Annotated in this window: 13 protein-coding genes, 1 tRNA gene and 1 pseudogene; 8 read left to right on the forward strand and 7 right to left on the reverse strand. The window is 62.6% G+C overall.

Annotation, left to right across the window (positions count from 1 at the left end; translation table 11 throughout):
* Positions 1 to 197: 197 nt before the first annotated feature.
* Positions 198 to 338, forward strand: a complete 141-nt coding sequence (locus QNO18_RS13275) for a hypothetical protein (protein ID WP_283178044.1) — start codon at positions 198 to 200, stop codon at positions 336 to 338.
* 72 nt (positions 339 to 410) lie between these two features.
* Here QNO18_RS13275 and QNO18_RS13280 read toward each other — a convergent pair.
* A tRNA-Ser gene (locus QNO18_RS13280) sits at positions 411 to 498 on the reverse strand.
* A gap of 672 nt (positions 499 to 1,170) precedes the next feature.
* On the opposite strand from QNO18_RS13280, the gene QNO18_RS13285 reads away from it, so the two are divergent.
* The 7 genes from QNO18_RS13285 to QNO18_RS13315 all read left to right on the forward strand — a co-directional run bounded on the left by QNO18_RS13285 (position 1,171) and on the right by QNO18_RS13315 (position 7,982).
* Positions 1,171 to 2,196 (forward strand): SPOR domain-containing protein, encoded by a 1,026-nt coding sequence (locus QNO18_RS13285; protein WP_283178802.1) that lies wholly within the window; start codon positions 1,171 to 1,173, stop codon positions 2,194 to 2,196.
* Between the two features lie 9 nt (positions 2,197 to 2,205).
* Positions 2,206 to 3,396: a D-alanyl-D-alanine carboxypeptidase family protein gene (locus tag QNO18_RS13290; RefSeq protein WP_283178045.1), complete on the forward strand. Its 1,191-nt coding sequence runs from the start codon at positions 2,206 to 2,208 to the stop codon at positions 3,394 to 3,396.
* Positions 3,397 to 3,403: 7 nt separating this feature from the next.
* Positions 3,404 to 4,033, forward strand: a complete 630-nt coding sequence (gene tmk, locus QNO18_RS13295; RefSeq protein WP_283178046.1) for a dTMP kinase — start codon at positions 3,404 to 3,406, stop codon at positions 4,031 to 4,033.
* Between the two features lie 107 nt (positions 4,034 to 4,140).
* The gene (locus QNO18_RS13300) at positions 4,141 to 5,280 is read left to right on the forward strand and encodes a DNA polymerase III subunit delta' (protein ID WP_283178047.1); all 1,140 of its coding nucleotides are present in this window, start codon (positions 4,141 to 4,143) and stop codon (positions 5,278 to 5,280) included.
* Between the two features lie 30 nt (positions 5,281 to 5,310).
* Positions 5,311 to 6,222: a TatD family hydrolase gene (locus QNO18_RS13305; protein ID WP_283178048.1), complete on the forward strand. Its 912-nt coding sequence runs from the start codon at positions 5,311 to 5,313 to the stop codon at positions 6,220 to 6,222.
* Positions 6,219 to 7,022 (forward strand): MBL fold metallo-hydrolase, encoded by an 804-nt coding sequence (locus QNO18_RS13310; RefSeq protein WP_198837311.1) that lies wholly within the window; start codon positions 6,219 to 6,221, stop codon positions 7,020 to 7,022. Before QNO18_RS13305 ends, QNO18_RS13310 begins: the two co-directional genes overlap by 4 nt.
* 21 nt (positions 7,023 to 7,043) lie before the next feature.
* Positions 7,044 to 7,982: an AEC family transporter gene (locus QNO18_RS13315; RefSeq protein WP_283178049.1), complete on the forward strand. Its 939-nt coding sequence runs from the start codon at positions 7,044 to 7,046 to the stop codon at positions 7,980 to 7,982.
* Between the two features lie 66 nt (positions 7,983 to 8,048).
* Here the strand turns inward: QNO18_RS13315 and QNO18_RS13320 are convergent, their stop codons facing one another.
* The 6 genes and pseudogenes from QNO18_RS13320 to uvrA all read right to left on the reverse strand — a co-directional run bounded on the left by QNO18_RS13320 (position 8,049) and on the right by uvrA (position 16,881).
* Positions 8,049 to 9,002, reverse strand: a complete 954-nt coding sequence (locus QNO18_RS13320) for an ABC transporter permease (protein WP_283178050.1) — start codon at positions 9,000 to 9,002, stop codon at positions 8,049 to 8,051.
* Positions 9,003 to 9,142: 140 nt separating this feature from the next.
* Complete coding sequence (locus tag QNO18_RS13325; protein ID WP_283178051.1) at positions 9,143 to 10,405, reverse strand: ABC transporter permease; 1,263 nt, start codon at positions 10,403 to 10,405, stop codon at positions 9,143 to 9,145.
* A gap of 149 nt (positions 10,406 to 10,554) precedes the next feature.
* Positions 10,555 to 11,124 (reverse strand): DUF2314 domain-containing protein, encoded by a 570-nt coding sequence (locus QNO18_RS13330; protein ID WP_283178052.1) that lies wholly within the window; start codon positions 11,122 to 11,124, stop codon positions 10,555 to 10,557.
* A gap of 73 nt (positions 11,125 to 11,197) precedes the next feature.
* A complete protein-coding gene (locus QNO18_RS13335; protein WP_283178053.1) occupies positions 11,198 to 12,202 on the reverse strand; it encodes an ABC transporter substrate-binding protein in 1,005 nt (334 codons plus the stop codon).
* 209 nt (positions 12,203 to 12,411) lie between these two features.
* Positions 12,412 to 13,514 (reverse strand): annotated as a pseudogene (locus tag QNO18_RS13340) (ABC transporter ATP-binding protein).
* 514 nt (positions 13,515 to 14,028) lie between these two features.
* Positions 14,029 to 16,881 (reverse strand): excinuclease ABC subunit UvrA, encoded by a 2,853-nt coding sequence (gene uvrA / locus QNO18_RS13345; RefSeq protein ID WP_283178054.1) that lies wholly within the window; start codon positions 16,879 to 16,881, stop codon positions 14,029 to 14,031.
* Positions 16,882 to 17,020: the final 139 nt, after the last annotated feature.

The raw sequence follows: 17,020 nt of genomic DNA on the forward strand, positions 1-17,020 counted from the left end.
AGCGGCAGGCGACCGAATCGGAACAGCGCCTCAAGCGCCTCTACGACGCCATCGAGGCGGGTGTTGCCGATCTGGACGACCCCGCGCTCAAGGAACGCATCGCCGGCCTCAAGGTCATCCGCGATCAGGCGAGGGCCGACGCCGACCGCGCACAGGCGCTGCTTGAAATCCCCGGCCACAGCGCCATCAGTCCCACGATGATCCGGGGCTTCGCCCACAGCGCACGCGAGCGCATCAAGGGCCGCGAGGGGGGCTATCGGCGGGATCACCTGCGCTCGCTGGCGCAGCGTGTCGAGGTCGCGGACGACGCAATCCGCATCATGGGATCGAAGACGTAGCTGCTAAGGACACTTATTGCGGGCCAAGTGCGGCAATCGGCGGCGAATGGCGTGCCCAGAGGTGGTCTGAAGTGGCGGATGAGGTGGGATTCGAACCCACGGAGGGTTGCCCCTCGCTGGTTTTCAAGACCAGTGCCTTAAACCACTCGGCCACTCATCCGCAGGCGCGCTTCCGGGGTTTTCACCCCGACGCGACGGTTGCCCGCCCGATCACGCAGGTCTTGCTTACTGACTGATGAAACAATTTCCAAGCTGATAATGTGAACTCTGCCTCTGGTCCTTTGCCTTACGGCGCAATTCCCTGGCGCATCGCCGGGGCGGGCAGCTATGGTCTGAAGGTGCAGCCATCACTCGCGGATAAGCAGAGCCGGCAGGACAGTGTCAGAATATCCGCATCTGAGATACCATGTAAGCATCTGTATTTTATACACAAAACTCAGAAAATCCATCACCATGCCAATCTCCGCCAATCGTGAAAGGCGGGGCCGCCTCGGCTCTTTCCATACTAGGGGGCTCTGGGTATACTGACGCGCAAAAGAGCAGACAGGCAAAGCAGACAGACATTCCCGCAAGCGGGGCGGCCGGCTATACGACCGGCCCGTTCCGAATGCGGGATGAGGGATCCCCGCAGGGTGGTGCCCGGTTTTTTTGTGAACGCCTGAAAAACAATTTAAAAGCGCGGCATTCGAGACCGCGTATGGCGCGAATGAGGGCGGACATGAGCAGATCTGAACAGCCAGCCGATCCGGAGTTGAAGGCTCCCGTCGGTTTTCCGGCCCTGCATGGCGCAGGCCACCTGTCCGGTGCCCCGGCGAATGGCGCTCTGGCCGCGATGGGGCGACTGCGCAACGCCTTGCTTGCCACTGGTGCCTTGCTGGCGCTTGCGGCCTGCGAGCCCGGAACCGGACCCTTCACATCATCGCCCGGCAGCAGCACTGCGACAGCAACCGCGACGAATGCCGCGAAACCGAAACGCTCAACCACGATCGTCGAACGCGATGTCGAAGCCCCTCAGGTCTTCCAGGTCACCGAGGAGGCACTTTGGGACGGGCGGCCATCCCTGGGTGGTGTCTGGGTCGCTTCGCCGAATGTGACCGACCCCGAGCGGGTGATCATGCGCAATCAGGCCAATGGAAAATTCGTCATCGGCGCCCTTTTCAAGCGCGAGGCGGACAATCCGGGGCCGAAACTGCAGATCTCATCAGATGCGGCTGATGCGCTCGGGCTCCTGGCCGGGCAACCGGCAAAGCTTTCGGTGACGGCGCTGCGCCGCGAAGAGGCGCCGCAGACAGCGCCCGGTCAGCCGGTGCTGGACAGCAATGAAAGCCTCGCTGTTGCGGCAGCTCCGGTCACGACGGGTCCGCTGGATGGGGGAGGCGTCACCTCGACCGCCCTGCCCGCCACCGGCGCAACGGTTGCGACCACAGCTGCGGTAGCAGCCCCCGCGCAGCCCGGCAAGAAAAAGACCAAAAGCCAGCTGAAACGCGAGGCGGAAGAGGCCGCGAAACAGGCCGAAGCCAGGCTTGCAGCCGCAGAAACCACTGCCGCAGCAGGTGCCGCCCCGGCAGCGGCGGCGAGCGCCGCGGGTGCGGCCGCCGCAAAACCGGCAGAACCGGCAACATCCCCTGCCCCCGCGCTGGCCGCCGCCAAAGGCCGGTCGATCCAGATCGGCTTCTTCTCGCAAGAGGCCAATGCCACCCGCGCCCAGGGTCAGCTTGCAAAGGCCGGCGTCACCGCCCAGGTTCGCAAGGAAAGCTCGCAGGGCAAGGATTACTGGTCGGTCTTCACAAAAGGCGATGCCGCCACGCTGAAGAAAATCAAAACCGCCGGCTTTGCCGATGCCTATATGCTGAAATAGGATACAGATATGTCCCTGAGACGGCTTTTCTCTTCGCTCAAATACGCCATGGCGGCGCTTGCGACCACCCTGGTGCCGGCTCAGGCCTTTGAGACCCAGGCGCGTGCCGCCTGGGTATATGACGTGACGACGCATACGGTCCTGCTGGACAAGAATGCGTCCGAGCCGCTGCCGCCGGCCTCGATGTCAAAGCTGATGACCATCAATATGGTGTTCGAAGCGCTGAAATCTGGCCGGATGCAGATGACCGACACTTTCCCGGTCTCGGAAAAGGCCTGGAAGATGGGCGGGTCGAAAATGTTCGTCAAACCTGACGACCGGCCCAGTATCGAAGACCTCCTGCACGGGATCATCATCAATTCCGGCAATGATGCCTGTGTGGTTGTGGCCGAAGGCATGGCGGGATCCGAGGAGAATTTCTCCCGCCTGATGACCGAGCGCGCGCGCGAGCTGGGCATGGCGCAGTCGCATTTCGCCAATTCCTCGGGCTGGCCGGACCCGGGCCAGCGGATGAGCGTGCAGGATCTGGGCATCCTCGCGGTGCGATTGATCGAGGAATTTCCCGAATATTATCCGATGTTTGGCATGACGGGCTTTGTCTATAAAGACCGCGTGCCCTCAAACAGCGAGAACCGCAATCCGCTGCTGAGGATCAAGGGCGGCGACTGGAAGGCCGACGGGCTGAAGACCGGTCACACCCAGGAGGCGGGCTTTGGCCTTGTCGGCTCGGCGGTGCATGATGACGGGCGCCGCGTGGTCTTTGTGATCACCGGGCTCGAAACCGATGCGGCACGCGCCCAGGAATCCGAGGCCATCGTCAACTGGGCCTTCCGCCAGTTCGCCGCGAAAACCGTGGTGAAACAGGGCAGCCGGGTTGCCGAGGCCGAGGTCTTCATGGGCGAGGCCGCGACCGTCGGGCTGACCCCGGCAAAGGATCTGACGCTGCTGGTGCCGACCATGGGCCAGACAAATATCAACGCCTCTGTGGTCTATAACGGGCCGATCCCCGCCCCGGTCGAAGCCGGCACCGAACTTGCCGAACTTATCATCCGCGTCCCCGGCCTGCCCGATCACCGCGTGCCGCTGGTGGCTGAGGCACCGGTCGCGAAAGCCGGTTTTGTGCGGCGGCTGACGGTCACCTCGGGCATCCTGTGGAACACATACGTCGCGCCTCCGCCCGCGCCCGCTCCGGCCAGCTGAGGCCGATTTGACGGGACTGTTCCTCTCCTTCGAAGGGATCGACGGATCCGGCAAAAGCACCCAGGCCCGGCGCCTCGCCGAGAGCCTGCGTGCCGAGGGCCGCACGGTCACCCTGACCCGCGAACCCGGTGGCTCGCCTGGGGCCGAAGAAATCCGCCGCCTCGTGCTTGAGGGCGCCACCGACCGCTGGTCGGCCGAGACCGAGATCCTCCTCTTCACCGCCGCCCGCCGTGACCATGTAGAGAAGACCATCCGCCCGGCGATTGCGCGCGGCGAGGTGGTGATCTGCGACCGGTTTGCCGACAGCACCCGCATCTTCCAGGGCCTGACCCGGGGTGATCTGACGGCAACCGTCGACCGGCTCCATGACCTGATGATCGGGATCGAGCCCGATCTCACCGTGCTCATCGATCTTGCGCCCGAGACCGGCCTCGCCCGTGCTACTGCCCGCCAGGGCCATGAGATGCGGTTCGAGGATATGGGCCTCGCCTTCCAGACCGCCGCCCGCAACGGCTTTCTCGCCCTCGCCGATGCCCATCCGGGCCGGTTCCGGGTGATCAGCGGCGATGCCTCGCCCGACCAGATCGCCGCGCGCATCCGCGAGACCGTGGCGCCGGAACTGCCCCCTTCCTCCTGACCGAAATTCTCCGGAAGGGCTTTGTACGGATTGGCCCGCGCAAAGCAGGGGCACTGCGCCTGCCCGCAGCCCCTTTCCCCAGGCTCCCCGACATGCAATGAAAGCCCATGGCTGACGATCCTGATCTTCCGGAACCCGACCGCACTGAAGGTGCGCCCCATCCCCGCGAGACTGCTGCGGTGTTTGGCCAGCAGGCTGCCGAGGCCGGTTTCCTCGACGCCTGGAACCATGGCCGGCTGCATCACGCCTGGATGCTCACCGGCCCCAAAGGCGTCGGCAAGGCCACTCTGGCCTGGAAGATCGCCCGTTTCCTTCTGACGACACCTGATCCCGGCACGGATGGCGGCCTTTTCGGCACGTCCGATCTGCCCGCCTCCCTCGACACCGATCCCGAAAGCCCGGTCGCGCGGCGGATGCGCGCTTTGGCCGAGCCGCGGCTGTTCCTCTTGCGCCGCGCCCCGAATGACAAACGCAACGCCATCTCGCAGGTGATCACGGTTGATGAGGTCCGGCGGATGAAAAGTTTCTTCGCCCTCTCTGCAGCCGATGGCGGACGCCGCGTCGCCATTGTCGACAGCGTTGACGAGATGAACCCCAATGCCGCCAATGCGCTTCTGAAACTGCTTGAAGAGCCGCCGCCCGGCACCACGTTCCTCATGGTCTCGCATCAGCCGGCGCGGCTCTTGCCGACGATCCGCTCGCGCTGCCGCGAGCTGCGCCTTACACCGCTGGCCCCGGATGCGCTTTCCGATGCGCTGACCCAGGCCGGGGGCGTGGCGCAGCCGCATGAGATCGCGGCCCTGAGCGAACTCGCAGGCGGCTCGGCGGGCGAGGCCTTTCGCCTGACCAATCTCGAAGGGCTCGAAACCTATGCTGCGCTGGTGACGCTGTTTTCCACCTTGCCGCGCCTTGACCGCCCGCGCGCGCTTGCGCTGAGCGAGGCCGCTGGCGCCCGGGGCCAGAGTGACCGGTTCGACCTCGTCCTGACCCAGATCGAGCTTTTCCTCTCGCGACTTGCCCGCGCTGCCGCCAAACGCGAAACCCCGCCCGAAGCCGCGCCGGGCGAAGCGGCGCTCTTTGCCCGGCTCGCGCCCGGAACCGCCGCCGCCCGCCCCTGGGCCGAACTTGCGCAAAGCCTGACGCTCCGCGCCCGGCGCGGCAAGTCGGTCAACCTTGACCCTGCCGCGCTTCTCATGGATATCCTCCTGAGGATCGACGCTATGGCGGGAAGCCTCGCCTCCGGCTGACATGCCGGCCAGAACCGAGACCGGAATACGATGCCCCCCGAAACACGCCACGATACGCCCGCCGATATGCCCTCTCTGCCGCTGCTGGTTGACAGCCATTGCCATCTCGATTTCCCGGATTTCGAAGGGCAGACTGATGAGCTGATCGCCCGTGCCGCCGCCGCCGGTGTCACGCGGATGGTGACGATCTGCACCAGGATCGCGCGGCTGCCCTTGTGCCAGAGCCTGGCCGAGGCCCATCCCGGCGTCTTCTACACCTATGGCGTCCACCCGCTGCATGTGACCGAGGAACCGGCAATCACCGCGCCGGAGCTGATCGCGCTGAGCCAGCATCCGAAATTCGTGGCCCTTGGCGAAACCGGGCTCGATTTCCACTATACGCCCGAGACCCGCGACGCGCAGCTCGCCTCGCTCCAGGTCCATATCGAGGCCGCGCAGCTCTCTCGCCTGCCGCTGGTGATCCATTCCCGCGATGCCGATGCGGATATGGAGCGCCTGCTGACGGATGGTATGAAGACCGCGCCCTTCAGCTGCGTGATGCATTGCTACACCTCCGGCGCAAGGCTGGCGGAAGTGGCGCTGGATCTGGGCTTTTACCTCTCGATGTCGGGGATCGCCGCTTTCCCCAAAAGCAAGGAGATCCGCGATATCTTCGCCCGCGCGCCGCTTGACCGCGTGCTGGTCGAGACCGACAGCCCCTATCTCGCGCCGCCGCCCTATCGGGGCAAACGCAACGAGCCGGCCTATGTCGCCCATACCGCCCGTGTGGGCGCGGGTCTTTTCGGGCTGAGCGAGGCCGAATTCGCCCGCGCCACCAGCGCGAATTTCGACCGGCTGTTTCCCCGGGCTGCCGCGTTCGGGGCTTTGCCGGGCGACGGCCAGCCCCCCGCCGGGGTCCCGTCGCCAGCCAGCGCCCCGTCGGCGACCGGAGGCCAGCCATGAGCCTCCTGCGCTTTACCATTCTCGGCTGCGGCTCCTCCGGCGGCGTGCCGCGGATCGGCAATAACTGGGGCGATTGCGATCCTTCCAATCCGAAAAACCGGCGCCGCCGCTGTTCGATGCTGGTCGAGCGGATCAGTGCCGGGGGCACCACCCGTGTGCTGATCGATACCGGCCCGGATATGCGTGATCAGCTGCTCGATGCCGGCATCGGCACGCTGGATGCGGTGATCTATACCCATTCCCATGCCGATCATGTCCATGGGCTGGATGATCTGCGCCAGGTCGTTCTGAACATGCAGCGCCGGCTGCCGGTCTGGGCCGATGGCCCGACCCAGGAGGCACTGTTTTCGCGCTTTGCCTATGCTTTCATCCAGGCCGCCGGCAGCAGCTATCCGCCCATCCTCGAGATGAACACGATCGAGGACGCGGTGGTGATCGAAGGCGCCGGCGGCGCAATCGAATTCATCCCCTTCCTGGCAGAGCATGGCACGATTGACGCACTCGGTTTCCGGATCGGTCCGCTCGCCTATCTGCCCGATGCCGTCGCCCTGCCCGATGCAGCATGGCAGCATTTGCAGGGCCTCGACTGCTGGGTGGTTGATGCGCTGCGCAGGAAGCCACATCCGACCCATGCCCATCTGGCGATGACGCTGGACTGGATTTCCCGTGCGGCGCCGAAGCGGGCCGTTCTGACCAATATGCATCTCGATCTGGATTATGACACGCTGTGCGGCGAATTGCCCCGGCATATCCGCCCCGCCTTTGACGGCATGGTCATAGAATACGACATCCCGGGCTGAGGCCCTGCAAGAGTAGCTGCCATGTCCGCGCTGTTAGACGTTATCCTGCCGGTCTTCATTGTCATCGGATTCGGTTGGCTGGCGGCAAGAGCGGGCAAGTTCAGCGAGAGCCATGTCGACGGGCTGATGAAATTCGCCCAGAGCTACGCGCTGCCCTGTGTGCTGTTTCGGGGCGTGGCCGGGCTGGATCTGTCGCTCGCCTATGATCCGGGGATGATGCTCTCTTTCTATATCGGCGCCTTTTCGGGCTTTGCGATCTGCTTTGCCGGAGCGCTGTGGCTGTTCCACCGGCCGCTGACCGATTCCATCGCCATCGGCTTTGCGGGGATGTTCTCGAACTCATTGCTTCTGGGCCTGCCGATCACCGAACGCGCCTATGGGACCGAGGCACTGGCGGGGAATTTCGCGATCATCTCGGTGCATTCGCCGCTGTTCTACGGGCTCGGCATCTCGCTGATGGAATGGGCGCGTTCGCGCGGACAGGGCCTCTCGGCTTTTCGCCTGTCACGCCAGATCGCGGGCGCGATCCTGCATCAGCCGCTGGTGCTGGGGATCATTTTCGGCTTTGCGGTCAATCTGAGCGGGGTCGCCCTGCCCGGTCCGGTCTGGTCGGCGGTGGATATGCTGGCGCTGGCGGCGCTGCCGGCGGCGTTGTTCGGGTTGGGGGGCGTCTTGTTTCGCTACCGCCCCGAGGGGGATCGCTGGACGATTGTGTGGATTTGCGTCACGTCACTGGTGATCCATCCGGCCATCGCCTGGGGGATCGGGCGCGGAATCTTCGGGATCAGCGATGCGGCTTTGCGCTCGGTGATCCTTACGGCAGCCATGGCGCCTGGCGCCAATGCCTATCTGTTCGCGCATATGTATGGCGTGGCCAAGCGGGTGAATGCCTCGGCGGTGCTGTTTGGTACCGCTTTCTCGATCCTCTCGGTCTGGATCTGGTTGCAAATCCTGCCCTGACGCGGTGAGCCGGAGTTTTAAGGAAAACTCCGGCCCGATTTCTTTCTCAAGAAATCGTCGACGCTTTCAGCGTCCCGTGACACCGCGCATCGCATCCGAGCGGCGGCGCAGTATTTCGATCGTGGTCAGCAACGCGATGGAAATCACCACGAGAATCGTTGCCACGGCAAGGATCGCGGGCGAGATCGCTTCGCGGATGCCATTCCACATCTGGCGGGGAATGGTCTGTTGTTCCGGACCAGCGATCAGCAGGACAGCCACCACCTCGTCGAAAGACGTGACGAAGGCGAACAGAGCGCCCGAGATGACGCCGGGCAGGATCAGCGGCATGATCACCTTGAAAAATGTCGTGCGCGGGTTGGCGCCAAGGCTTGCGGCTGCACGGATCAGCGACTGGTCAAAACCCGACAGGGTAGCCGTCACTGTGATGATTACAAAGGGAATGCCAAGCGCTGCATGGGCGAGGATCACACCGGTATAGGTCGAAGTCAGCCGCCAGGGCTGGTCCTCGGTGCCACAGGTCACGCCGATGACCGAACAGGGGTTCGAATAGAAAAAGAACATCCCCGTCGCCACGATGATGATCGGCACAATCATCGGCGAGATCAGCACCGCCATGATCAGCCGGCGATATGGCATCTCGGGGCGCGACAGGCCAAGGGCTGCGAGCGTGCCCAGCACCGTTGAGAGAATCGTCGCCCAGAAGCCGATGATCACCGAGTTTTTCGCCGCTTTCACCCAGACCGAGTTCTGCCACATATCCGACCACCAGGCCGCGCCGGTGGCGCCGGTCGTTTGCATCCCCTTGACCACCAGCTCGTCATACCAGCGCAGGGAATAGCCCTCCGGATCGAAGCTCAGCATCTTTGAGGTAAAGGTGAAATAGGGCTCTGCGTTGAAAGAGAGCGGCATGATGACAAGGATTGGCGCGATCAGGAAGATGAAGATCAGCGTGCAGATCACGATATAGGCGTAATACCAGGCGCGCTCGAGCGGGTCGGCATAGGTCGGAAGGGCCATGGCTGTCTCCTGACAGGTGGTGTCTTATCTGGCTGCCGCGGGGAGAAAGACGCCGTGGGCGCTTCGCCCCCCGGACCCCCAGAGGATATTTAAGGACAGATGAAAGGGACCGGGCTTTTGCCCCTTTCATCGGATTGACGTCAGCCGAGCTTGAGCTTGTCGATGCCGATCAGGCGGTCATAGAGCCAGTAAAGGACCAGCACCCCTGCGAGCAGCATCGCGGCGAGGGCAGCGGCCTGGCTCCAGTTCGATTTGGTCATATGGAACTGGATCTGGTTTGAGAAGAGCTGGCCATCGGCGCCGCCCACAAGCGCGGGCGTGATGTAATAGCCGACCGCCAGAATGAAGACGAGCAGAACCCCTGCGCCGATCCCCGGCAGGGTCTGCGGCAGGTAGATGCGGCGGAAGGTGGTCCAGGAGGTGGCGCCAAGCGAGCGCGCCGCGCGGGCATAGCTTGGCGGGATCACCCGCATCACCGAATAAAGCGGCAGCACCATGAAGGGCAGCAGGATATGCACCATCACGATGATCGTACCGGTCTGGTTATAGATCAGCGCGAGCCGCCCGCTGTCATCGATCACCCCCATCGTGACCAGCAGGGAGTTGATCACCCCCTGGCCCTGCAACAACACAATCCAGGACGTCGTCCGCACCAGAAGCGAGGTCCAGAACGGCAGCAGCACGAGGATCATCAGCAGATTGGCCTTCGCCATCGGCAGCGTCGCCAGCATATGGGCAATCGGGAAAGCCAGCAGCAGGCAGATGCCGGTAATCACCGCCGAAAGCAGGAAGGTCCGGACATAGAGCCAGATATAGACGCGGTTCACTTCGGCCACGCGCTCGATACCGCCATCCGCAGAGCGCTGCATATCGATGCCGGAGAGGTAGAAGTCGGTGGTCCAGGGCGATGCCGCCTCCCGCATCGCGACCCACAAAAGCGGCTCGCCCCATTTCCTGTCCTGCTCCAGCAGGGCCTCGCGGTAAGGCGGCTGCAGATCATCCGCCCCGCGCGCAGCCGAGGTGATCAGCGAGCGTGTCCCGGGCACGGAATAGTTGATCCGCGTGCCCGCCTCACCTGCAAGCCGGCTTTCCTTCATAAAAAGCAGGTCGGAGGCGAGCGCGGCATAGGCTGCCTCATCGGGTACGGTGCCGGCCGGATTGGCGGCAAACCAGGCGCCGAGCGCGGGCGAGGCCTTGGAAAACCCGTCATGATAGAAGGAGCGTTGCAGCATCTGCCCGATCGGCAGCGCGAAGGTGATCACGATGAACAGCAAGAGCGGCAGGACCAGCAGGAAGGCCCGCCGTTTCGCCCGCGACTGTGCGGCGGCCAGCGCCACCTTCAGCGGGCGGCCATCGGCTGTCGTCAGCCCAGCGGCGGTGGGATCCATGGTGGTTTCTGCCATAATTCTGTCCTGAAACTTCTGCCCCGCATGTGCAGGGGCGCTTATTCTTCTGGTTTGTCCTGCCCGGATCGCGTCGCAGGGCCGGGCGGTCATGGTCCGGTCCTCGAGAGGGCCCGTCGCTGAGTAGGGTCGTCCACGGGCGAGGCCGGTCAGTTGCCGGCGCTGATTTTCAGACCGGGGCGCGTGGCAGGCAGTGCGGCGAATTCGACATCATAAGAGGCGCGTTCTTCCTCACTCATCTGGCTGATCATCACGCGGGTCGTATAGCCGCCTTCGATCACCCCATCGGGCCGAAACCGCATCCAGTCCGAGATCTCGCTTGCGGGGAAAGCCACCGGATCGCCGGCCTTGCCGTGAAAGCCCTGCGGCTGAGCGGCGAGTGTCCCTTCGACAAGACCTCCGTGAACACCCGTCAGCACGACCCAGCTATGTTCGGTGCCGGCATCACCCAGATCAACCGGATGCGCCCATTTTACCATATAGCTGTGATCGGAGAGATCGGATTTCGCCGCCGTCGCCAACACTGATGGCAGGCTCGCACGCGCGGCCTCGATTGCGGCATTCATCGCGATGTCGGCAGTGAGAAAGGCCATCGCCCCCGATTTCGCACCCGTCTCTGCCCCGGTATCTCTGGCCTGCACCTCGGGCGGTATGGCGAGCGCAAGCCCGAGACCAAGAAACAGGGCAGCGGCGATCCGGCTCGGTTGGGCAAAGGTCATCACAGCACTCTGGCGACAGGGAGGGAATTGGCGGCGGTGCGGGAGGATTTGCCCCCCGCACCCCCGTTTCAGCTCAGTTCGACACGAGCCAGGCGTTATAGCGCTCGCCCAGTTCGGTATCGCGGTCGACCCAGAAATCCTGCGACGAGGCCAGCGCATTGCCAAGGTTTTGCGGCGCGGTCGGCAGGTTCGGCAGCATCGGCTTGTCGGTGCCATCGATATTGCCGACGAAAGCTGCGGCCGATTTGCGGGGCGGGCCGTAAGAGATATAAGACGCCGCTTTCGCCGAAACCTCGCTTGAGGTCGCATATTTGATCAGCTCAAGGGCCGCCTCCTCATTGGGGGCGCCTTTCGGGATCGAGAAACCTTCCCATTCATAGACCTGGCCGTCCCAGACGATGTCGAAGGGCTTGTTCTCGCCATGGGCCGCGTTGAAGATCCGGCCGTTATAGGCCATGGTCATCACCACCTCGCCATCCGCCAGAAGCTGTGGCGGCTGTGCGCCGGCATCCCAGAACACGGCATCTTTCTTGATCGTGTCGAGCTTTGCGAAGGCGCGATCGACTCCTTCCGGGGTCTCGAGCACGGCATAGACCTCGGCCGCCGGAACACCATCCGCCATCAACGCCATTTCAAGCGTGACTTTAGGGTTCTTGCGAACGCCACGTTTGCCGGGGAATTTCTCGATATCGAAGAAATCGGCGATCGTCTTCGGCCCGGCGCCTTCGGCGAATTTCGTGGTGTCATAGCCGATGATGGTCGCAAAAATATCAGCTGCAACCATGCATTCGGTCACGGTGCCGGGAAGGAAATCGTCCATCGCCTTGGTGCCATCGGCGCCATCGGGCAGATCGGCGCCATCGATCTGGACCAGCTGGCCTTCGTCGCACAGACGCACGGCATCGGCAATTTCAAGCACAGCGACATCAACGGTCACATTGCCCGCATCGACCTGCGCCTTGACCGGGATCGCCGGATTGTCGGAATCGATTGAATTGACCTTGATGCCGGTCTTTTCGGTGAAGGGTTTGAAATAGGCTTCAATCTGGCTGTTGGCATAGGCGCCGCCCCAGCCCATGACCGTGACCTCCTGCGCCAGTGCTGGCAGCGCGAACCCGCCAAGTGCGGTGGAGAGGACGAGCAGTTTTTCATTATCAGTCTCCCGTGTTGAAAATGGTCCCCTTGCGGAGAAAACAGTGACCCCGGAGCCGCGCGGGTCTTATGCCCGTTTTCGCAGCCTCTGAGGCAAGGCCCCGGTATACCGGGGGCGCTTACACGCGGCGGTTCTCAGACCGCGTCAAGCGCGCGGGCATCCTGCGGATGCCAGCCAACCTTGATCTTTTCGCCCGGGCTCAGCCGGGTCTGATCCAGGGTATTGCGGCATTTGACCACAAAATCGTCGGTCCCGGCGACGCGCATCCGGGTGCGCAGGATGTCGCCCATATAGATGACCTCCAGCACTTCGGCATCCAGCGTCAACGCGCCTGGCGGCATCAGCGAGGGTTTGAACTCGATCCGTTCCGGCCGGATCGAGACCAGCGTCTTCTGACCGCTGGCGTTGACATTCACCGGCGTCGCGTCGATCAGCTCGCCAGTCGAAAGCCGCACCCGTGCCTTGCCGCCGCCGATCTCTTCAATCGTGCCCGGCAGCTTGTTATTCTCACCGATGAACTGCGCGACAAAGCTGTTTTCGGGGCGTTCATAGAGATCGGCGGGCGGGCAAGCTGCTGGATGCGGCCATCATTGAACACCGCGACCCGGTCAGACATGGTCAGTGCCTCGCCCTGGTCATGGGTCACATAGACGACCGTGATGCCGAGGGATTCGTGCAGGCGCTTGATTTCAAACTGCATATGCTCGCGCAGCTGTTTGTCGAGCGCGCCGAGCGGCTCGTCCATCAGCACCAGTTTCGGGTCGAACACCAATGCCCGCGCAAGCGCGATACGTTGCTGCTGCCCGCCTGACAATTGCGCCGGGCGCCGCGCGATAAAGGCCCCCATCTGCACCATATCCAGCGCGCGTTTCACCCGCGTCTCGCGCTCATCCTTACCCATGCCGCGCACTTCCAGCGGGAAGGAAAGGTTCTCCCCCACGGTCATATGCGGGAAAAGCGCGTAATTCTGGAACACCATCCCGATGCCGCGCTTATGCGGCGGCACCTGATTGATCGGGCGGCCATCCAGAAGGATCTCGCCATGGGTCGCCGTCTCGAACCCCGCCAGCATCATCAGGCAGGTGGTCTTACCCGATCCCGATGGCCCGAGCATGGTCAGAAACTCGCCCTTGGCGATATGGAGGTTCAGATCCTTAACGACCAGCGAGACACCGTCATAGCTTTTTTGAACATGCTCGAAAGCGACGAAAGCGTCGTTCTTCGGATCAACCGTCACTCAGTTCTCCCTGACTTCAGTGCTGGCATTGCCAGCCGAATTCTGCGGCGGATTAACCGCTCTCTTGCCACAGACGTAAGCAAATGCGGCAGCGCAATGCAACGGGCAATAAAAGATCCCGGCCGCCAAAGCGATGCGACCGGGGCGCGCAGGAAATCTGCCTGAAAAAGCGCCTGAGAAAAGGAACTCCGCCGCAATGAGGGCCGGTCTTCGGGTCAGGGCAGCACAGAGCAGCAGCCAGGCGTCGCGAGAGGTGCTTACAGACGCCGTGATTTTCCGCAGAGGAAAGGTTGATTCTCGATGCAGCGCCGGCCGATCGGAGAGTTTTCGCCTTAAAGCGAGGCAGAATCCGCCCTAAATGATCAGGAAGCGCGCAGACACCCCGCTATGATCCTGACTGAAGGATCAGTGCGACAGAGCGACCTGCGCGGCCCGTATGACTCAGACCCGGCTGAACCAGGCCTTCAAGAACCGAACCGGGATATCCAGGGCCCGGCTGACGGCTTCTGGCACCTTACTCTGCCGCCACCCGCCGCGGCTTCAGCATCGGGCCGAGATAGCGCCCGGTATGGCTGGCCGCGACCTTAGCCACCGCTTCGGGCGTGCCACTGGCAACGATCTGTCCCCCGCCATCACCGCCCTCGGGGCCGATATCAATGACCCAGTCGGCGGTCTTGATAACGTCGAGATTATGCTCGATCACCACCACGGTATTCCCCTGATCAACCAGGGAATGCAGCACTTCAAGAAGCTTCCTCACATCTTCGAAATGGAGGCCCGTGGTCGGCTCGTCGAGGATATAGAGTGTGCGGCCCGTCGCGCGACGGCTGAGTTCCTTCGACAGCTTTACCCGCTGCGCCTCGCCGCCGGACAGCGTCGTCGCCTGCTGGCCGACCTTGATATAGCCAAGGCCCACCTCACAAAGCGCATCCATCTTTTCCCGGATCGAGGGCACAGCCTGGAAGAAATCGCGCGCATCTTCGCAGGTCATATCAAGAACATCGGCGATGCTTTTGGTCTTGAACTTGATTTCCAGCGTCTCGCGATTGTAGCGCTGCCCTTTGCAAGTCTCGCAGGTGACATAGACATCGGGGAGGAAATGCATCTCGATCTTGATGACGCCGTCGCCCTGACAGGCCTCACATCGCCCGCCTTTGACGTTGAACGAGAACCGCCCCGGCCCATAGCCGCGCGCTTTCGCCTCGGGCAGGCCCGAAAACCAGTCGCGAATATGGGTGAAGGCCCCGGTATAAGTCGCCGGATTGGACCGCGGCGTTCGCCCAATGGGGCGCTGGTCGATATCGATGACCTTGTCGAGATGCTCGAACCCTTTGATCGTCTCGCAGGGCGCCGGTGTCTCATGCGCGCCATTCAGCTTAATCGCAGCGGTTTTGTAGAGCGTCTCGATGGTCAGGGTCGATTTTCCGCCCCCCGAAACCCCCGCGACACAGACAAACTCGCCCAGCGGGAATTCAGCCGTCACATCTTTGAGGTTATTGCCCGAAGCCTTTACAACGGTGAGCTTTTTCCCGTTCCCCTTGCGACGCTCCTTGGGCACTGCAATCTCGCGCTGCCCCGAAAGATACTGGCCGGTCAGGCTGTCGGGATTGGCCGCGATCTCGGCCGGCGTGCCGCGCGCGATGATCTGGCCACCATGGACGCCTGCCCCCGGGCCGATGTCGAAAACATAATCCGCCTCGCGGATTGCATCCTCGTCATGTTCGACCACCAGCACGGAATTGCCCTGATCGCGCAGCCCTTTCAGGGTCGTCAGCAAGCGGTCATTGTCGCGCTGATGCAGCCCGATCGAGGGCTCGTCCAACACGTAAAGCACCCCCGTCAGCCCCGAGCCGATCTGTGAGGCGAGCCGGATCCGCTGGCTCTCGCCGCCGGAAAGCGTGCCGGCATTCCTTGCCATCGTCAGGTAATTCAGCCCGACATTCACAAGGAATCCAAGACGTTCGCGGATTTCCTTCAGAATGGCTTTCGCGATTTCATTCTGCTGCCCGGTCAGCGATTCATGCGCGGTCGAGATCCAGTCAAACGCCTCCTGGATCGATTTCTGCACCACCTGGCCGATATGCAGCCCGGCGATTTTCACCGCCAGCGCCTCGGGTTTCAGACGGTAGCCGTTGCAGGAAGAACAGGGCCGATTGTTCTGATACCGCTCCATTTCCTCGCGCGACCAGGTGCTGTCGGTCTCGCGGTAGCGGCGTTCCATATTGGGGATGATGCCTTCGAAAAGACGGCGCACCTTATAGACGCGACCATTCTCATCATAGGTGAAGTCAATCTCCTCCCCCTTTGATCCGTAAAGGAAAAGCTGGCGGATCTGCTCCGGCAGGTCGCGCCATTTGGTCTTTTTGTCAAAGCCGTAATGCTTCGCCAGACAATCGACGGTCTGGGTAAAATAGGCTGATTTCGATTTCGCCCAGGGTGCTATCGCGCCCTGCAGGATCGAAAGGCCCTGATCGGGCACCACGAGACGCTCGTCAAAAAACAGCTCGACACCGAGACCGTCGCAGGAGGGACAGGCCCCGAAGGGCGCGTTGAAGGAAAACAGCCGCGGCTCAATCTCGGCAATGGTAAAGCCGGAAACCGGGCAGGCGAATTTCTCGGAATAGGTTTTGCGCTCGGCGCCCTCGTCGGCCATTTCGATGACCGCTATGCCATCGGCGAGGTTCAGCGCGGTGCGGAAACTGTCGGCAAGCCGCACCTCCAGCCCCTCGCGCACCACGATGCGGTCGACCACCACGTCGATATTATGGCGGAATTTCTTGTCGAGTGTCGGCGGTTCTTCCAGCTCGTGGAATTCGCCATTCACCTTGACCCGCTGGAAGCCCTGTTTACGAAGTTCCAGGAATTCCTTTTTATATTCGCCCTTACGGTCGCGCACGATGGGGGCCAGAAGATAGGCGCGAGTGCCTTCCGGCATTGCCATCACCGCATCGACCATATCCTGCACCTGCATCGCGGTGATCGGCAGCCCGGTCGCCGGGGAATAGGGCACGCCGACACGCGCGAACAACAGACGGAGGTAGTCGTAAATTTCGGTAACCGTCCCCACCGTCGAACGCGGGTTCTTCGACGTGGTCTTCTGTTCGATGGAGATCGCCGGGCTCAGACCCGAGATATGGTCAACATCGGGCTTTCCGGCCATGTCGAGAAACTGGCGCGCATAGGCCGAGAGGCTCTCGACATAGCGGCGCTGCCCTTCGGCATAGATCGTGTCAAAGGCCAGCGATGATTTACCCGAGCCCGACAGCCCGGTGATCACCACGAACTGATCGCGCGGAATATCAAGATCGACGTTCTTCAGATTATGTTCGCGCGCGCCGCGCACTTCGATAAACTTATGCTCGGCCATCATCACACCGCCATCTCGACACTCAGGGGATAAACGCGAAAGAGAGATAGGGTAAAAACTGCGCCGCGCCAACTGCAATTCGTGAACGAAATATGAACATTATTCAACTTAGCGGGGCCTGCGCATTTTGTCGCCGGCG

The sequence above is a fragment of the Gemmobacter sp. 24YEA27 genome (assembly GCF_030052995.1).
Classification (GTDB): Bacteria; Pseudomonadota; Alphaproteobacteria; order Rhodobacterales; family Rhodobacteraceae; genus Pseudogemmobacter.